Here is a 17038-nt window from a genome sequence, read left to right on the forward strand (position 1 = left end):
CGACACCGGCGCCCGGCTCGGCATCCACGCCACCGACCGCTGGGAGTCCCGCGACCCGGTCCTCACCGGGCTCGCGGCCCCCCTCGGCATCGGCGCCGACCGCCCGGCCGGGGAGGAGCCCGAGGACGAGGCGGTCGTCACCGTGCTGATCGCGGTCGGCGACGCGGTCACCGAACTGGAGGCGGTGCGCGAACGCCGTCGCATCGAGAACGTGGCGTTCGACAACATCTGGCGGGCGCCGTGAGCGCCCGGCGGGCCTACTCCGCCGGTTCCACGCCCGCGCGGAGCAGACCGTAGGTGTAGGCGTCCTCCAGGGCCTGCCAGGACGCGGCGATGACGTTCTCCGCCACGCCGACCGTGGCCCACTCGCCGGAGCCGTCGGAGGTGGAGATCAGGACGCGGGTGGTGGAGGACGTTCCGTGCTTGCCCTCCAGGATGCGGACCTTGTAGTCGACCAGTTCCAGCTTGGCGAGCTGCGGGTAGATCCGCTCCAGCGCCACCCGCAGCGCCCGGTCCAGGGCGTTGACCGGACCGTTGCCCTCGGCGGTGGCGACGATCCGCTCGCTCTTGGCCCACAGCTTGACCGTGGCCTCGTTGGCGTGGGTGCCGTCGGGGCGGTCCTCCACGATGGCCCGCCAGGACTCCACGTCGAAGTACTTCAGCGGCCGGCCCTCGACCTCGGCGCGCAGCAGGAGTTCGAAGGAGGCGTCGGCGGCCTCGTAGGTGTAGCCCTTGAGTTCGCGTTCCTTCACCCGCTCGACCACGCGCCCGACCAGCTCCCGGTCGCCGCCCAGGTCGATGCCGAGCTCCTTGCCCTTCAGCTCGACGGAGGCGCGGCCCGCCATGTCGGAGACCAGCATGCGCATGGTGTTGCCGACCAGCTCGGGGTCGATGTGCTGGTACAGGTCGGGGTCGACCTTGATGGCGGAGGCGTGCAGCCCGGCCTTGTGCGCGAACGCGGAGACGCCCACGTACGGCTGGTGGGTGGACGGGGTGAGGTTGACGACCTCGGCGATGGCGTGGGAGATCCGGGTGGTCTCGCGCAGCTTGCCGTCGGGCAGCACCTTCTTGCCGTACTTCAGCTCCAGGGCGGCGACCACCGGGAAAAGGTTGGCGTTGCCGACGCGCTCGCCGTAGCCGTTGGCCGTGCACTGCACGTGGGTGGCGCCCGCGTCCACGGCGGCCAGGGTGTTGGCGACCGCGCAGCCGGTGTCGTCCTGGGCGTGGATGCCGAGCCGGGCGCCGGTGTCGGCGAGGACGGTGGAGACGACCGCGTGGACCTGGGCGGGCAGCATGCCGCCGTTGGTGTCGCACAGGACGACGACGTCGGCGCCGGCCTCGGCGGCGGTACGGACGACGGCCTTGGCGTAGCCGGGGTTGGCGCGGTAGCCGTCGAAGAAGTGCTCGCAGTCCACGAAGACCCGGCGGCCCTGGCCCTTCAGGTACGACACGGTGTCGCGGACCATCTCCAGGTTCTCGTCCAGGGTGGTGCGCAGCGCCAGTTCCACGTGCCGGTCGTGCGACTTGGCGACCAGCGTGATCACCGGGGCGCCGGACTCGAGCAGCGCCCTCACCTGCGGGTCCTCGGCGGCCGTGGTGCCGGCGCGGCGGGTGGCGCCGAAGGCGACCAGCTGGGCGTGGCGGAAGTCGATCTCCTCGCGGGCGCGGGCGAAGAACTCGGTGTCCCGGGGGTTGGCGCCGGGCCAGCCGCCCTCGATGAAGCCCACGCCGAAGTCGTCCAGGTGCCGGGCGATCGCGAGCTTGTCCGCGACGGTGAGGTTGATGCCCTCGCGCTGCGCTCCGTCGCGCAGCGTGGTGTCGAAGACGTGGAACGAGTCGTCGAGCTCGCTGGTTGCCGTCTCGGTCATGGTCTCAAGGCTCCTGTTATGGATCTTCGGTCTTACCGGAATGACCGGCTCCACCATCCCCCCAATCCTCCCGCGCGCTCCGCTGCCGGCTGAAGGTGGGCCGGAAAACGAAAAAACCCCTCGCGGGTGCGAGAGGTCTGCGCGCGGGTCGAGGACGACGGTGGCCACCCGCACCTGGTCGTACGAGGTGGTCACTGCGGACCGGCGCGCCTGCTGCCAATAATCATGGCGAACGAGAGCACGGGGGCAGTCTGGCACAGCCCCGCCCCCGGCTCACCGTCCGTCTCAGGATGCGGTCGTCAGGGTGGACTCCCCGTCGCCCGCCCCGGTTTCCTCGCCGGCCTTCACCCGGGCCAGGTCCAGGTCCTTCGTCTCGCGCATGGTCACGTACACCACGAGGGAGACGGCGGCGCAGGCGGCCACGTACCAGTAGAAGCCGGACTCGATGCCGCCCTTCTTGAACCACAGGGCGACGTATTCGGCGGTGCCGCCGAAGAGGGCGTTGGCGATGGCGTACGGCAGGGCCACGCCGAGCGCGCGGATGCCGGTCGGGAACAGCTCGGCCTTCACACAGGCGTTGATCGAGGTGTAGCCGGTGACCACGACCAGCGCGAGCAGGGCGAGGCCGAGGGCGGACCAGTAGCCGTCCGCGTGCCTGAGCAGCGTCATGATCGGCACGGTGAGGAAGGTGGAGCCGACGGCGAACGTGATCAGCAGCGGGCGGCGGCCGATGCGGTCGGACAGGGCGCCGGCGAGCGGCTGGAGGCAGGCGAAGACGATCAGCGCGGTGAAGGAGACCAGGGTCGCCGTCTGCTTGGACAGGCCCGCCGAGTTGGACAGGTACTTGGTCAGGTAGGTGGTGTACGTGTAGTAGGCCACCGTGCCGCCCATGGTGAGGGCCATGACCAGGAGCGCCTCCCGCTTGTGCTGCCACAGGGCGCGCAGGGTGCCGCGCTCGGCGCTGTGCGAGGTGTCCTCCGCGTACACCTCGGTCTCCAGCATGGAGCGGCGCAGATAGAAGATGACGGCCGCGCCGAGCGCGCCCACGATGAACGGGATGCGCCAGCCGTAGCTGTGCAGGGCGTCGTCGGACATGGTCCGCTGCAGGATGATCTGGAGGCCGAGGCCCGCGATCTGCCCGGCCGTCATGGACACGTACTGGAAACTGGAGGCGAAGCCGCGCCGGGCCGGGTCGGAGGCCTCGGTGAGATAGGTGGCGCTGGCCGCGTACTCGCCGCCCACGGACAGGCCCTGGAGCAGCCGGGCGACGAGCAGCACGAGGGCGCCGCCGTAGCCGGCGACGGAGTAGGTGGGGGCCACGGCGATGAGGACCGCCGAGGCCGACATGAGGGTGACGGTCAGAGTGAGTGCCGCCTTGCGGCCCTTGCGGTCACCGACCCTGCCCAGCAGCCAGCCGCCCACGGGGCGCATGAAGAAGCCGACGGCGAAGATGCCGGCGGTGTTCATCAGCTGCGCGGTGGGGTTGCCGCTCGGGAAGAACGCGCCGGCGAAATAGGTGGCGAAGCTCGCGTACACGAACCAGTCGAACCACTCGACCATGTTCCCCGCCGAGCCGACCCAGATCTTCTTCCAGTGTTGACGTCCCATGGGCCGGTACATGCCCGGAGCGGGAGTGAACGATTCCTCTGGTGGGTAGCCGATGTCGGCTGCAACTCCCCGGGGGCGCGGGGCTGTATCGATATGCGGCTCCGCCGCGTGGGCGCGAGCAACCACGACGGCGCCGCGGTCAGACGATCAGGAGCGCATCCCGGATGAACTCCCGGACATGCGCGAGTACCTGCTCACGATCGGTCCCCCGCAACCCGATGGCCACGTGGATCGAGAACCCGTCGAGCAGCGCACGCGTCCTCGTGGCGAAGCGGTCCGCGTCCACCCCCCGGAACTCCCCCCGCGACACCCCCTCGGCGATCAGCGCGACCAGGTCCCGGTGCCAGGCGCCCTCGATCGCGGCCTGCCGGGCGCGCGCGTCGTCGTCGGCGTTCTGCGAGCGGTTCCAGACCTCCAGCCACAGCGTCCAGTGCGGGTCCCGGTGGCCCTCGGGGACGTACAGGTCGACGTACGCCTCCAGCCGCTCCCGCGCGGTCCCGGAACCGGCGAGCAGCCGGCCGCGTTCCGCGCCGAGCCGGCCCTCGCTCCACTCCAGGGTCTGGAGCAGCAGCTCGTCCTTGGAGCGGAAGTAGTACAGCAGATGACCGCTGCTCATCCCGACCTCGCGGCCGAGCCCCGCCATGGTGAGCTTCTCCAGACCGCGCTCGGCGATCATGCCCATGGCGGCGGCGAGGACCTCCTCGCGCGGCGGCGCGTTTCGGCGCGCCCGGCCCGCACCGGCCATCTGCTGCTCCTGTGTGTGTCAGACCTTCGGCTGCTGCTGGGTGATGCAGTGGATGCCACCGCCACCGGAGAAGATCGTACGGGCGTCCACCAGGGTGACCGTCCGCTCCGGGAACAGGCGGCGGAAGATCCCGGCGGCGATCTCGTCGCGCGGGTCGTCGAAGCCGCACAGGACCAGGCCGCCGTTGCAGATGTAGTGGTTGATGTAGGAGTAGTCGGCCCAGTGGCCGTCGGCCTCCAGGGCGGTCGGGGCGGGCACCTCGACCACCTCCAGGGCGCGGCCCCGGGCGTCGGTCGCCGACCTGAGCAGGCCGATGACCTCCTTGGTGACCTCGTGGTCGGGGTGGGCCGGGTCGGGCTGGTGGTGGGCGACGACGACGCCGGGGCGGGCGAAGGCGGCGACGATGTCGACGTGGCCGAGGGTGCCGAAGCCGTGCGGGGGGTAGTCGCCGGTCAGGCCGCGCGGCAGCCAGATCGCCTTCTCGGTGCCCAGGTGGGCGTGGATCTCCGCCTCGACCTCCGCCCTGGACCAGTGCGGGTTGCGCTCGGGGCCGAGCTGCACGGTCTCGGTGAGCAGGACGGTGCCCTCTCCGTCGACGTGGATCGCGCCGCCCTCGTTGACCAGCTTGGAGGCGTACGTCCTGGCGTCCGCGAGGCCGGCGACGTACGCGCCGATCTTCGAGTCGTGCTCCCAGCGGGCCCAGTGCTGGGCGCCCCAGCCGTTGAAGGTCCAGTCGACGGCGGCCAGGTTGCCCTGGCCGTCGGTGAGGAAGGTGGGGCCGATGTCCCGCATCCAGGCGTCGTCCAGCTGCCGTTCGACGGTGTCGATGCCGGGGCCGAGCAGCTCGCGGGCCTCGGCGGACTGGCCGGGGCCGCACACGACCGTCACCGGTTCGAAGCGGCGGATCGCGCGGGCGACGGACGCCCAGGCGGTGCGGGCGGCGGCCAGGTCGGCGGGGTCGTCGAAGGTGGGGTTGGGGCCCGGCCACGCCATCCAGGTGCGTTCGTGCGGGGCCCACTCGGCGGGCATGCGGAAGCCGTCGGCGGCGGGGGTGCTCATGCGAGGGGGTCCTTAGAGGAAGTAGAGGCGGTTGAGGGAGACGGAGTCGGCCGGTTCCGAGCGCAGCGGCTCGCCGTCGAGGGTGACCAGGCCGGTGCGCTGGTCGACGTCCACGGCGCCGGTACGGGCGTTCAGCCGCAGGTCGGCGGGGCCGATGCCGCGGGTGCCGCGCACGGCGACCCGGCGGCGCCGGGTGGGCATCGTGTCGCCGCCCTGGTCGACGGCGGCCCGGGCGACGAACGCCACGGAGATGTCCGCGGCCGTCGCGCCGTACGCCCCGAACTGCGGCCCGAGGACGAGGGGTTCGCAGGTGTCGGTGGCCGCGTTGGGATCGCCGACCACGCCGTACGCCGGGAAGCCGGCCTTCAGCACGAGCTGCGGTTTGGCACCGAAGTACTCCGGGCGCCACAGCACGATGTCGGCGAGCTTGCCGGCCTCGATGGAGCCGACCTCGTGCGCGAGGCCGTGCGCGATGGCCGGGTTGATGGTCAGCTTGGCGATGTAGCGCAGTACGCGGGCGTTGTCGTCGCCCTCGCCGTCGCCCTCCAGCGGGCCCAGCTCGGCCTTCATCTTGCCGGCCATGGCGAAGGTGCGGCGGACGGTCTCCCCGGCCCGGCCCATGCCCTGGGCGTCGGAGGAGGTGATGCCGATCGCGCCCAGGTCGTGCAGCACGTCCTCGGCGCCCATGGTGCCGGCCCGGATGCGGTCGCGGGCCATGGCGGCGTCACCGGGCAGGTCGGGCTTGAGGTCGTGGACGGAGACGATCATGCCGTAGTGCTCGGCGACCGCGTCCCGGCCGAAGGGCAGGGTGGGGTTGGTGGAGGAGCCGATGACGTTCGGGACACCGGCCATCTTCAGCACGTTGGGCACGTGTCCGCCGCCGCAGCCCTCGATGTGGAAGGCGTGGATCGTGCGGCCCTCCAGCACCCTCAGGGTGTCCTCGACCGACAGGCACTCGTTCAGGCCGTCGCTGTGCAGGGCCACCTGGACGTCGTGCTCCTCGGCGACCCTGAGCGCGGTGTCCAGCGCGCGGGTGTGGGCGCCCATGTCCTCGTGCACCTTGAAGCCGCTCGCCCCGCCCTCGGCCAGCGCCTCGACCAGCGGCGCCGGGTGGGAGGACGAACCCCGGCCCAGGAAGCCGATGTTGACCGGCCAGGCGTCGAAGGCGTTGAAGGCGTGGCGCAGCGCCCAGGGCGAGTTGACGCCGACGCCCCAGACGGGGCCGAACTCCTGCCCGATGATCGTGGTCACGCCGGAGGCGAGGGACGCCTCCATGATGCGCGGCGACAGCAGGTGCACATGGGTGTCGACGGCGCCGGCGGTGGCGATCAGGCCCTCGCCGGAGACGATGGAGGTGCCGGTGCCGACGACGACGTCCACGCCGTCCAGGGTGTCCGGGTTGCCGGCCCGTCCGATGGCGGCGATGCGTCCCTCGCGGATGCCGATGGACACCTTGCGGATGCCCTGCACCGCGTCGATCACGACGACGTTGCTGATCACCACGTCGCAGGTCTCGCGGACGGCGGCGGCCTTCAGGTGCAGTCCGTCGCGGGCGGTCTTGCCGAACCCGGCCAGGAACTCGTCGCCGTACTTCTGGGCGTCGGACTCGACACGGATGGTCAGCCCGGAGTCGCCGAGGCGGACGCGGTCGCCGGCGCGCGGGCCGTGGGTGGCCGCGTAGGCGTGCGGGTCGATGTGGATCGACCGGCTCACCTCTCGTCCCTTCGAGCGGCTCATCGCTCCTCGTCTCCTTCCGGGGTCACTCCCAGGTAGCCACAGGCGGCGGCCCTGCGCAGGGCCTCTTCCTTCGCGCCGGGCGCGTCCAGCGGCCCGTCCACCAGGCCGGCGAAGCCGATCGCGATCCGGTCCCCGCCGATCGGCACGAGCGGGACCTGAGCGCTCTCGCCGGGCCCGAAGCGGACCGAGGAGCCGGCGGGTACGGCCAGCCGCATGCCGTAGGCGGCGCGGCGGTCGAAGTCCAGGCGCGGGTTGGCCTCGAAGAAGTGGAAGTGGGAGGTGACGGAGACCGGCACGCCGGCGGTGTTGGTGACGCGCAGCCGTACGGCGGGTTCGGGGTCGGCGTGCCCGGGGCCGGGCAGCAGCGCGCCCGGGGCGCCCTCGCCCAGGCCCCCGCCGATCGGGTCGGAGACGACCGCGAGCCGGGAGCCGTCGTCGAAGACGGCCTCGACCATCACCTCGGTGACGACGTCTGCGACGCCCGGCAGCACGTCGTCGGGGCCGAGCACCGACCGGGCGGCCTCGATGGCCTCGGCGAGCCGCTTGCCGTCCCGGGCCGCCTCGCAGACGGTGTCCGCGATCAGCGCGGTGGCCTCCGGCACGTTCAGCCTCAGGCCGCGCGCCCGGCGGGCCCGGGCCAGCTCCGCGGCACCGAAGAGCAGCAGCCGGTCACGTTCCGTGGGGGTCAGTCTCACGACGCGGCACCTCCTTGTCCTCCACGTCCTCACAGATTAGAACACCACTCTAAACAGAGAATCCGCGCAGCCGAAGCATTGACCGATCGCTTGGGCTCACGTCACATTGAACGCCGCTCTAAATCTGCTGCACACCCGTGGCCGTCTGCTCGGCTGGTGGGCGTCGGTGAGCGCGATCCTGGCGGGCACGGCGGTCGGCACCCTGTTCACGGCCCCGCTCGCGCTGATCTCGCTGCGCACCGCGACCAACCTGTCCACCTCCTACCTCCTCCGGCGCCCGGTTCGGCGTACGGGGCCGGTCGGCCGGCTGCTCGACGTACCGGCGGACGGGGTGTCGTACGCGCTGGTCTACGGGGTGCTCGCGGCGGCCACCGTGGCCGGCGCGGTCTACGGCTACCGGGTGCTGCTCACCATGTCCCGGGTGCCGGCCGTCGGCATGACGGTCCTGCCGGTCCTCGGGATCGCCGCCTGCGCGCCGCACTTCACCACCGCCGCGCTGCCCGGGGCGGGCGGCTGTCTGCCTGGCTCGGCCTGGTCCTCGGGCTGCTGGTGCCGCAGCTGTTCGGCACGTTCACGGCCTACGCGGCCCGCGCGGCCGCCGACTACACGGGCCCGCTGGTCGCGGCCTCCCCCGGCTGGTACCCGGTGCCGCTGCTGCTCGCGGCCTCGGCCGGCAACGCGAGCCTGACGCTGTACTCGATGGGCCTGGACCCGGACGCGATCCTGCCCCGCGCCTCCCGCGCCCGCGCCACCTGCACGGTCGCCGTGGTGGCCACGGCCTGTGTCTTCATCGGCCTTCCCCCCCCGTTATCTTTTTCGCGGTCCTGCAAGAGGGCCGCTGGCCTCCGGGCCCGGCATGGCTGTTGCCCCCTGTCGATCGGATGACCTGGGGGGTGGTGTCACCGGGTCCGAGGGGTGCCGTCGGAGACGCTGATCAGAGGCCCGATCACTGCCCAGCCGGGTGCAATGCCCGGCCGCTCGTGGGCAGCAGGTCTGCATAACGTGGCTGCGCGAGAACGGCTCCCGACCTCAGGCCGGCACACATCGACGCATGTGGGGGCATGGTGATCAGCATCGACGGGGTGGGCGTCTTCCTGGGCCTGGACGTCGGCAAGCAGACCCATCATGGCCACGGTCTGAGCCCGGCCGGGAAGACGGTCTTCGACAAGCCGCTGTCGAACAGCGAACCGAAGCTGCGGGCGGTCTTCGACAAGCTGAAGGCCAAGTTCGGCACCGTCCTGGTGGTCGTGGACCAGCCCGCCTCCATCGGCGCCCTGCCGCTTACCGTCGCCCGCGACACGGGCTGCCAGGTCGCCTACCTGCCCGGCCTCGCCATGCGGCGGATCGCCGACCTCTACCCCGGCGAGGCCAAGACCGACGCCCGCGACGCGGCCGTCATCGCGGACGCCGCCCGCACCATGCCCCACACCCTGCGCAGCCTCAACCTGACCGACGAGGTCACCGCGGAGCTGACCATGCTGGTCGGCTTCGACCAGGACCTCGCCGGTGAGGCCAACCGAACCTCCAACCGCATCCGCGGCCTGCTCACCCAGTTCCACCCCAGCCTCGAACGCGTCCTCGGCCCCCGCCTGGACCACCCGGCCGTCACCTGGCTCCTCGAGCGTTACGGATCCCCGCAGACACTCCGCAAGGCAGGCCGCCGCAAGCTCGTCGAGGTCGTCCGCCCGAGGGCACCGCGCATGGCCGAGCGGCTCGTCGACGACATCTTCACCGCGCTCGACGAGCAGACCGTCGTCGTCCCCGGCACCAACACCCTGGACGTGATCGTCCCGTCGCCGGCGAAGTCGCCGGCCGCCGTCCATGAACAACGCCGGGCCCTGGAGACCAGGATCGAGGCACTGCTGGAGGCCCACCCTCTTTCCCAGGTCCTGACCTCGATGCCCGGCATCGGAGTCAGGACCGCCGCAGTCCTCCTGGCCACCGTCGGCGACGGCAGCTCGTTCCCGAGCGCCGCCCACCTGGCCTCCTACGCCGGCCTCGCCCCGGCGACCCGGCAGTCGGGAACCTCGATCCACGGCGAGCACGCTCCCAGAGGCGGGAACCGGCAGCTCAAACGCGCGATGTTCCTCTCCGCCTTCGCCGCCCTTCACGATCCCGCCTCCCGCGGCTACTACGACCGCTGCCGAGCCCGCGGCAAAACCCACACCCAGTCCCTCCTCCGCCTCGCCCGCCACCGCATCAGCGTCCTGTTCGCCATGCTCCGCGACGGAACCTTCTACGAACCCAGAACCCCACGCCTCGCTTGACGAAGGACATAGAGGCACCCCCCCCGAACGCTCGGCTTCGCTCGCGCCCGGGGGGACCCCCATCGCCTGGGACGCGCAGTCGGCGATGACGTCGTTCGTACTCCTGCTGACCGCCATCGGCACCCAACCGCCGTGCGCGGGGCGGGATCCACTGGTACCGGGCGGGCTGGAACGTCCCGGCCACCGTCGCCTGGGCGCTGGGCGCGGCGACCGGCCTGCTGGCGGTGTCCCTGCCGTCGTACGAGGGCCCGCTGCTGCGCCTGACGGGCGGGGTGGACTGCGGCTTCCTGCTGTCGGGGGCGGTGGGCTCCTGGCCAGGCGCCCCGAAGGGGCGCGGGGAACTGCGCGACCGGCCTCGACGGCCCCGCAGACACCCGACGCCCCTTCGCGGCGACTCGAAGCGCGCGATGGGCACCAGCCCAGCGCTTAACCGATCCGGTGCATCCATCCGTGCTTGTCCTCCGTCAGCCCCCGCTGGACGGACAGCAGCGCCTCCCGCAGCCGCATGGTCACCGGCCCGGGCGTACCGTCGCCGTGGGACCACTGGCCGGACTTGGTCTTGACGTGGCCGATGGGGGTGACCACCGCGGCGGTGCCGCACGCGAAGACCTCGGTCAGCGCGCCGGAGGCCGCGTCCTCGCGCCACTGCTGGAGGGTGATCGTGCCCTCCTCGGCCGTGTAGCCGAGGTCGCGGGCGACCTGGAGGAGGGAGTCGCGGGTGATGCCCTCCAGGATGGAGCCGCTGAGCGCGGGGGTGACGATCCGGTCGCCGTAGACGAACGCGACGTTCATGCTGCCGGACTCCTCGACCTTGGTGCGGGTCACCGCGTCGAGGTAGACGACCTGGTCGCAGCCGTGCGCGGCGGCCTCGGCCTGCGGCAGCAGGGACGCGGCGTAGTTGCCGCCGGTCTTGGCGTCGCCGGTGCCGCCCGGGACCGCGCGGACGTGGTCCTCGGCGACCCAGATGGTGACCGGCTTCACGCCACCGGCGAAGTAGGCGCCGGACGGGGAGGCGATCAGCATGAACAGGTACTCGTTGGCCGGGTGGACACCCAGCGCGGCCTCCGTGGCGAACATGAACGGCCGCAGGTAGAGGGAGGCCTCGCCGCCGTGCGGCGGAACCCAGTCGGCGTCCTGGGTGAGCAGCGCGTCCAGCGCGGCGATGAACAGCTCCTCGGGAAGCTCGGCCATGGCCATGCGGCGGGCGGAGCTGCGGAACCGGCGGGCGTTGGCCTCGGGACGGAACAGCGCGACCGAGCCGTCCGGCTGGCGGTAGGCCTTCAGCCCCTCGAAGATCTCCTGGCCGTAGTGCAGGACGGCCGTGGACGGGTCCAGGGAGATCGGGCCGTACGGAACGAGCTGGGCGTCGTGCCAGCCGCGGCCCTCGGTCCACCTGATCGTCACCATGTGGTCGGTGAAGTGGCGGCCGAAGCCGGGGTCGGCCAGGATCGCCTCGCGCTCGGCGGCGGCGAGCGGGCTGGCGGACGGCTTGAGCTCGATCGTGGGCGTCGTCATCAGTGGTTGTCCTCACCGGTTGTAGTGACGGGCCGCGCTCACGCCTGCACTCCCGGTCGTCGATGATCGGACGTCCGAGCATTCCCTCATATCGCGGCTCCGCGTTCGATTATCGCGCGCGGGCTGCGACGGACGGAATCGGGGTGAGGCGGCCCAGGGGTTGATGGTGGCACCACCCGGCGGGACATGGCAGAAGCCGCCGGGTGCGGTTTTCGCGACCCGGCGGCTTGAGGTGTAGCTCGGCGGGTCAGCCGGCTACGCGTACGGCGAGCGCGTCGCCGATCTCGGAGGTGGAGCGGGCCGGCTTTCCGGCGCGCTCGGTCAGGTCGGCGGTCACCGCCGTGTCGATGCGGTCGGCCTCCGACTCGTAGCCGAGGTGACGCAGCAGCAGGGCCACGGACAGGACGGTGGCGGTGGGGTCGGCCTTGCCCTGGCCCGCGATGTCCGGGGCCGAGCCGTGGACCGGCTCGAACATGGACGGGAACTCGCGGCTGGGGTTGATGTTGCCGGAGGCGGCCACGCCGATGCCGCCGGAGACGGCCGCGGCGAGGTCGGTGATGATGTCGCCGAAGAGGTTGTCGGTGACGATCACGTCGAAGCGTCCGGGATCGGTGACGAGGTAGATCATGGCCGCGTCGACGTGGATGTAATCGGTGGTGACCTCGGGGTACTCCTCGGCCACCTTGTCGAAGGTGTTCGTCCACAGGTGGCCGGCGAAGGTCAGCACGTTGTTCTTGTGGACCAGCGTGAGCTTCTTGCGCGGGCGGGCCTGGGCGCGCTCGAAGGCGTCGCGGACGACGCGCTCGACACCGTAGGCCGTGTTGACGGACACCTCGGTGGCGACCTCGTGCGCGGTGCCCTTGCGGATGGTGCCGCCGTTGCCCGTGTACGGGCCCTCGGTGCCCTCGCGGACCACGACGAAGTCGATCTCCGGCTGGCCGGCCAGCGGGGTGGCGACACCGGGGAGCAGCTTGGACGGGCGCAGGTTGACGTGGTGGTCGAAGGCGAAGCGGAGCTTCAGCAGGAAGCCGCGCTCCAGGACGCCGGACGGCACGGACGGGTCGCCGATCGCGCCGAGCAGGATGGCGTCGTGGCCCTTGAGCTGCTCCAGGTCGGCGTCGGTGAGGGTCTCACCGGTGGCGTGGTAGCGCTTGGCGCCGAAGTCGTACTCCTTGGTCTCCAGCTTCACATCCTGCGGAAGGACGGCGGAGAGGACCTTCAGACCCTCGGCCACGACCTCCTGGCCGATGCCGTCACCGGGGATCACTGCGAGATTGATGCTGCGAGACATGTCGGCACCCTACTCCTCGTCCCAGGGGATGACACGGCCTGTCCGGGATGTGGACGGCGGTGGCGGCCGGGCCCGCGCCGGAGCGGATCAGTGGCCGGTCTGGCCGCCGTTGTCCCGGCGGTCGAGGGCGCGCTGGAGGGCGGCGGCGGCGTTCTTGCGGTCGGACTCGCTCGTACGGGACGCGTGGCGGACTCGGCGGCGGACGGTGGTCTCGGCCATGGCGATCGACTCCTTCGGCATACGTGGAGCACGGCAGTGGGGGGATGCGAGACGCCGGAAGGGGCGGGGAGCGCTTGCCGCAGGGGTTGCCTGCGCGGGCCGGCTCACGGCCGCCATTCGCTGGATGGAGCGAGACGTTCGGCTTCTTTCACGTTAAGGGAGCGGCCCGCGCCTGTCTGCACAATTACTCGGACTTCCTACTATCTGAGACGACGGAGCTGCTGACCTGGGCTTTCACCCGGCAGCCCGACACGGCGTCAGACCACGTCGCCGTCCCGCCAGTCGAAGACGAGTTCACCGGCCGTCTCGAGCGGACCGGCCAGCCCGGGCCACACGAACATGTCGCCCTCCTCGTCCGGCAGCCGCACGACGCCCTGCGGGGAGAGGGCGTGCACCTGTCCGGGCCAGCGCTGCCAGCCCCGGGCGGTGTACAGCAGGGCGCCCTCGTCGCTCGCCGACAGCGCCCCGAGGTCGTAGGCCCGGCCGATCATCCGCTCGAGCTCGGCCATCATCCGGCCGCCGAGCCCGGTGCGCCGCACGTCGGCCCGTACGGCGACGCCCTCCACGTATCCGGTGCGCAGCCACCGTCCCCGGTGCCGCACCCGGCGCATCACGAGGGCCGCGCACGCGGCGAGACCACGGTCGTCCCGGATCAGCACGTGCATCCCGCCGAGTCCGTGCTCCCAGTCGTCCTCCGAGAAGTCCCCGTCGAAGGCGTGGTCCAACAGCTCGCGTGTTTCCCGGAGTTCGGCGGGCTGCAGGTCGGCGGTGTGGGCGGTCCGCAAGAGGGTCATGACGGCAGTATCGCCCCGGGGACGGCGACGGCCCGGGAGGCCCGCTGTGTGAGCGGGCCTCCCGGGCCGGGATCGCGGCGGTCAGCCCATGTGCGGGTAGCCGTAGTCGGTCGGCGGGACCAGGGTCTCCTTGATGGCGCGGGTCAGGGTCCAGCGCAGGAGGTTCTGGGGGGCACCGGCCTTGTCGTTGGTGCCGGAGGCGCGGCCGCCGCCGAAGGGCTGCTGGCCGACGACGGCGCCGGTCGACTTGTCGTTGATGTAGAAGTTGCCCGCGGCGAAGCGGAGCTTCTCCATCGTGTACGCCGCCGCCGCGCGGTCGTTCGCGATGACCGAGCCGGTGAGGGCGTAGTCCGACACCGACTCCATCTGGGTCAGCATCTCGTCGTACTTGTCGTCCTCGTAGACGTACACCGCGAGGACCGGGCCGAAGTACTCGGTGGTGAAGACCTCGTTCTCCGGGTCGGTGCACTCGATGACGGTCGGGCGGACGAAGTAGCCCACCGAGTCGTCGTAGGAGCCGCCCGCGACGATCGTGCAGGCGGGGTCGGCCTTGGCGCGGTCGATGGCGGCCTTGTTCTTGGCGAACGCGCGGTCGTCGATGACGGCGCCCATGAAGTTCGACAGGTCGGTGACGTCACCCATGGTCAGGTAGTCGACCTCGGCCGCGAACTCCTCCTTGAAGCCCGAGTTCCAGATGGAGGCCGGGATGTAGGCGCGGGAGGTGGCGCTGCACTTCTGGCCCTGGTACTCGAAGGCACCGCGGGTCAGGGCGGTCTTCAGCACCGCGCGGTCGGCCGAGGGGTGGGCGACCAGGAAGTCCTTGCCGCCGGTCTCGCCGACCAGACGCGGGTAGGAGCGGTACTTCTCGATGTTGTTGCCGACCGTCTTCCACAGGTACTGGAAGGTCTTGGTCGAGCCGGTGAAGTGGATGCCCGCGAGGTCCCGGTGCTCCAGGGCGACCTCGGAGACCGCGATGCCGTCGCCGGTGACGAGGTTGATGACGCCCTTGGGCAGGCCCGCCTCCTCCAGCAGCTGCATGAGCAGCACGGCCGCGTGGGTCTGCGTCGGGGAAGGCTTCCAGACCACCACGTTGCCCATCAGGGCGGGGGCGGTGGGCAGGTTGCCCGCGATCGCCGAGAAGTTGAACGGCGTGATCGCGTAGACGAAGCCCTCGAGCGGGCGGTGGTCCAGACGGTTCCACACGCCCGGGGAGTTCGCCGGGGGCTGCTCGGCGATGATCTGGCGGGCGTAGTGGACGTTGAAGCGCCAGAAGTCGACCAGCTCACAGGGCGTGTCGATCTCGGCCTGCTGGGCGGTCTTGGACTGGCCCAGCATGGTGGACGCGGCGATCGTCTCGCGCCACGGGCCGGCCAGCAGCTCGGCGGCGCGCAGGATGATCGCGGCGCGGTCGTCGAAGGACATCGCGCGCCAGGCCGGGGCGGCGGCCAGGGCCGCGTCGATGGCGTCGCGGGCGTCCTGCCGGGTGGCGTGCCGGCCGGTGCCGATGACGGCCTTGTGGTTGTGCGGCTGGACCACCTGGAACGGCTCGCCGCCGCCGAGCCGCTTCTCGCCGCCGATGGTCATCGGCAGCTCGATCGGGTTCTCGGCCAGCTCCTTGAGCTTGGCCTCCAGCCTCAGGCGCTCGGGCGAGCCGGGGGCGTAGCCGTGCACCGGCTCGTTGACGGGGGTGGGGACCTGGGTCACAGCGTCCATGAGATCCGTAACTCCTTGTACGTGAGCGGGTGGTGGGCTCAGCCCTTGCTGACCATGGAACGGAGGAAGAACCGGAGGTTCGCCGGCTTCTCCGCGAGACGGCGCATGAAGTAGCCGTACCAGTCGGTGCCGTAGGCCGTGTAGACGCGCATGCGGTGGCCCTCGGCGGCCAGCCGCAGGTGCTCCTCGCTCCGGATGCCGTACAGCATCTGGAACTCGTACTCGTCGAGCTTACGGCCGGCCTTGTGGGCCAGCTCCTGGGCGATGGCGATCAGGCGGGGGTCGTGGGACCCGATCATCGGGTAGCCCTCGCCCTCCATCAGGATCCGCAGGATCCGCACGTAGGCCTTGTCGATCTCGTGCTTCTGCTGGTAGGCGACCTCGGCGGGCTCCTTGTAGGCGCCCTTGACCAGGCGCACCCGGCTGCCGGACTCGGCGAGGCGGCGGGCGTCGGCCTCGGTGCGGAAGAGGTAGGCCTGGATGACGCAGCCGGTCTGCGGGAAGTCCTTCCGCAGTTCCTCGTGGATGGCGAACATCGAGTCGAGGGTGGTGTGGTCCTCGGCGTCCAGGGTGACCGTCGTGCCGATGGCGGCGGCGGCCTCGACGACCGGGCGCACGTTGGCGAGGGCCAGCTCGTGGCCGCCGTCCAGCGCCTGGCCGAACATGGAGAGCTTGACCGACATCTCGACCTTCTCGCCCAGTTCCAGGCCCTTGAGGTGGTCGATCAGCGCCAGGTAGGCGTCCCGGGCGGCGGTGGCCTGCTCCGGGGTGGTGATGTCCTCGCCGACGACGTCCATCGTCAGCTCCAGGCCCTTGGCCGCCAGGTCCTCGATGATCGGGACGATGTCGGCCACGGTCTCGCCGGGTATGAAGCGGTCGACGACCTGCTTGGTCACCGGGGCCGCCGAGATCAGGCGTCGCATCCGGTCGCTGCGCGACGCGGCGAGAATCACGGGACCCAGCACGGGGCACCTCCACAGACAAGCATCAAAGGGGCCGGCACCCGACGATTCGGGTACGGCACGGAGAACCACCGTGAAACCTAAGGATCTCTCCGATCCTGGGCCATCGACAGCTGTCACGCATCCGTGCCCGGGATCTCAGACAGATGTATGAAGGTGGCCGGAAAATGGGGGAGAATGCCCGGGTGGCGGCTGACTTCAAGGCGGACTACCAGGAGCTGGTGGACGAGATCTCCGAGTTGCTGGGCGTGCCCGCGACCCTGGAGAACCGCGACTTCGAGCTGATCGCCTTCGGGGCCTACGACAGCGAGGACGAGCTGGACCCCTCCGCGCTGGACCCGGTGCGCACCCGCTCGATCCTGACCCGGCGCTCCACGGCGACCGTCCGGGCCTGGTTCGAGGGGTTCGGCATCACCCGGGCGACCGCGCCGGTGCGCATCCCGCCCAGCCCCCAGGCCGGTGTCTACCGGGGCCGGATCTGCCTGCCCGTACGCCACCGGGGCGTCGTCCTCGGCTACGTCTGGCTGCTGGACGGCGACCCGGGGCCGACCGACGCCCAGCTGAC

13 protein-coding genes and 4 pseudogenes are annotated in these 17038 nt (G+C 71.3%); 5 read left to right on the forward strand and 12 right to left on the reverse strand.

Translation table 11 applies throughout. The annotated features are described in order from the left end of the window. Positions 1 to 244: pseudogene (locus tag H5J33_RS06050) on the forward strand (GPP34 family phosphoprotein); the annotation flags it as partial. A gap of 13 nt (positions 245 to 257) precedes the next feature. Here the strand turns inward: H5J33_RS06050 and cimA are convergent. The 6 genes from cimA to ureA form a co-directional block, all read right to left on the reverse strand. Then, a complete protein-coding gene (cimA, locus tag H5J33_RS06055; RefSeq protein WP_181793728.1) occupies positions 258 to 1868 on the reverse strand; it encodes a citramalate synthase in 1611 nt (536 codons plus the stop codon). A 285-nt stretch (positions 1869 to 2153) separates the two neighbouring features. Further along, positions 2154 to 3476 (reverse strand): MFS transporter, encoded by a 1323-nt coding sequence (locus H5J33_RS06060; RefSeq protein ID WP_181793729.1) that lies wholly within the window; start codon positions 3474 to 3476, stop codon positions 2154 to 2156. A gap of 139 nt (positions 3477 to 3615) precedes the next feature. Next, a complete protein-coding gene (locus H5J33_RS06065; protein ID WP_181793730.1) occupies positions 3616 to 4221 on the reverse strand; it encodes a TetR/AcrR family transcriptional regulator in 606 nt (201 codons plus the stop codon). A gap of 18 nt (positions 4222 to 4239) precedes the next feature. After that, positions 4240 to 5280 (reverse strand): agmatine/peptidylarginine deiminase, encoded by a 1041-nt coding sequence (locus H5J33_RS06070; RefSeq protein WP_181793731.1) that lies wholly within the window; start codon positions 5278 to 5280, stop codon positions 4240 to 4242. 12 nt (positions 5281 to 5292) lie between these two features. Continuing rightward, the gene (locus H5J33_RS06075) at positions 5293 to 7017 is read right to left on the reverse strand and encodes an urease subunit alpha (protein WP_181793732.1); all 1725 of its coding nucleotides are present in this window, start codon (positions 7015 to 7017) and stop codon (positions 5293 to 5295) included. Next, positions 7014 to 7712: an urease subunit gamma gene (ureA, locus tag H5J33_RS06080; RefSeq protein ID WP_181793733.1), complete on the reverse strand. Its 699-nt coding sequence runs from the start codon at positions 7710 to 7712 to the stop codon at positions 7014 to 7016. The genes H5J33_RS06075 and ureA overlap by 4 nt, the downstream gene beginning before the upstream one ends. 148 nt (positions 7713 to 7860) lie before the next feature. On the opposite strand from ureA, the pseudogene H5J33_RS06085 reads away from it, so the two are divergent. From H5J33_RS06085 to H5J33_RS06095, 3 genes and pseudogenes are all read left to right on the forward strand, one after another. After that, positions 7861 to 8507 (forward strand): annotated as a pseudogene (locus H5J33_RS06085) (cytosine permease); the annotation flags it as partial. A 266-nt stretch (positions 8508 to 8773) separates the two neighbouring features. Beyond that, the gene (locus H5J33_RS06090) at positions 8774 to 9979 is read left to right on the forward strand and encodes an IS110 family transposase (protein WP_220212009.1); all 1206 of its coding nucleotides are present in this window, start codon (positions 8774 to 8776) and stop codon (positions 9977 to 9979) included. Between the two features lie 64 nt (positions 9980 to 10043). Further along, positions 10044 to 10287: pseudogene (locus H5J33_RS06095) on the forward strand (cytosine permease); the annotation flags it as partial. Positions 10288 to 10405: 118 nt separating this feature from the next. Here H5J33_RS06095 and H5J33_RS06100 read toward each other — a convergent pair. From H5J33_RS06100 to H5J33_RS06120, 6 genes are all read right to left on the reverse strand, one after another. Next, positions 10406 to 11494, reverse strand: a complete 1089-nt coding sequence (locus tag H5J33_RS06100) for a branched-chain amino acid aminotransferase (protein ID WP_181793734.1) — start codon at positions 11492 to 11494, stop codon at positions 10406 to 10408. A gap of 247 nt (positions 11495 to 11741) precedes the next feature. Then, positions 11742 to 12785 carry a 3-isopropylmalate dehydrogenase gene (locus tag H5J33_RS06105; protein WP_181793735.1) on the reverse strand — a complete coding sequence of 348 codons (1044 nt, stop codon included), beginning with the start codon at positions 12783 to 12785 and terminating at the stop codon, positions 11742 to 11744. An 87-nt stretch (positions 12786 to 12872) separates the two neighbouring features. Beyond that, a complete protein-coding gene (locus tag H5J33_RS37215) occupies positions 12873 to 13004 on the reverse strand; it encodes a hypothetical protein (protein WP_107058449.1) in 132 nt (43 codons plus the stop codon). Between the two features lie 257 nt (positions 13005 to 13261). After that, entirely contained in the window at positions 13262 to 13798 is a 537-nt protein-coding gene (locus tag H5J33_RS06110) for a GNAT family N-acetyltransferase (protein WP_181793736.1), read from the reverse strand. An 81-nt stretch (positions 13799 to 13879) separates the two neighbouring features. After that, positions 13880 to 15511, reverse strand: a complete 1632-nt coding sequence (gene pruA, locus H5J33_RS06115) for an L-glutamate gamma-semialdehyde dehydrogenase (RefSeq protein WP_181793737.1) — start codon at positions 15509 to 15511, stop codon at positions 13880 to 13882. 38 nt (positions 15512 to 15549) lie between these two features. Then, a complete protein-coding gene (locus H5J33_RS06120) occupies positions 15550 to 16476 on the reverse strand; it encodes a proline dehydrogenase family protein (protein ID WP_181793739.1) in 927 nt (308 codons plus the stop codon). 164 nt (positions 16477 to 16640) lie between these two features. Here H5J33_RS06120 and H5J33_RS06125 point away from each other — a divergent pair. Then, a pseudogene (locus H5J33_RS06125) lies at positions 16641 to 17038 on the forward strand (PucR family transcriptional regulator); the annotation flags it as partial.

This window comes from Streptomyces sp. WELS2 (assembly GCF_013870595.1).
Lineage (GTDB): Bacteria > Actinomycetota > Actinomycetes > Streptomycetales > Streptomycetaceae > Streptomyces.

What these genes read in the sequence shown, in the direction of transcription:
- H5J33_RS06105 (WP_181793735.1), bottom strand. Translation starts at nt 12,785, where the DNA reads ATGTCTCGCAGCATCAATCTCGCAGTGATCCCCGGTGACGGCATCGGC.
- H5J33_RS06070 (WP_181793731.1), bottom strand. Translation starts at nt 5,280, where the DNA reads ATGAGCACCCCCGCCGCCGACGGCTTCCGCATGCCCGCCGAGTGGGCC.
- H5J33_RS06090 (WP_220212009.1), top strand. Translation starts at nt 8,774, where the DNA reads ATGGTGATCAGCATCGACGGGGTGGGCGTCTTCCTGGGCCTGGACGTC.
- H5J33_RS06110 (WP_181793736.1), bottom strand. Translation starts at nt 13,798, where the DNA reads ATGACCCTCTTGCGGACCGCCCACACCGCCGACCTGCAGCCCGCCGAA.
- H5J33_RS06060 (WP_181793729.1), bottom strand. Translation starts at nt 3,476, where the DNA reads ATGGGACGTCAACACTGGAAGAAGATCTGGGTCGGCTCGGCGGGGAAC.
- pruA (WP_181793737.1), bottom strand. Translation starts at nt 15,511, where the DNA reads ATGGACGCTGTGACCCAGGTCCCCACCCCCGTCAACGAGCCGGTGCAC.
- H5J33_RS06075 (WP_181793732.1), bottom strand. Translation starts at nt 7,017, where the DNA reads ATGAGCCGCTCGAAGGGACGAGAGGTGAGCCGGTCGATCCACATCGAC.
- H5J33_RS06100 (WP_181793734.1), bottom strand. Translation starts at nt 11,494, where the DNA reads ATGACGACGCCCACGATCGAGCTCAAGCCGTCCGCCAGCCCGCTCGCC.
- H5J33_RS06065 (WP_181793730.1), bottom strand. Translation starts at nt 4,221, where the DNA reads ATGGCCGGTGCGGGCCGGGCGCGCCGAAACGCGCCGCCGCGCGAGGAG.
- cimA (WP_181793728.1), bottom strand. Translation starts at nt 1,868, where the DNA reads ATGACCGAGACGGCAACCAGCGAGCTCGACGACTCGTTCCACGTCTTC.
- H5J33_RS37215 (WP_107058449.1), bottom strand. Translation starts at nt 13,004, where the DNA reads ATGGCCGAGACCACCGTCCGCCGCCGAGTCCGCCACGCGTCCCGTACG.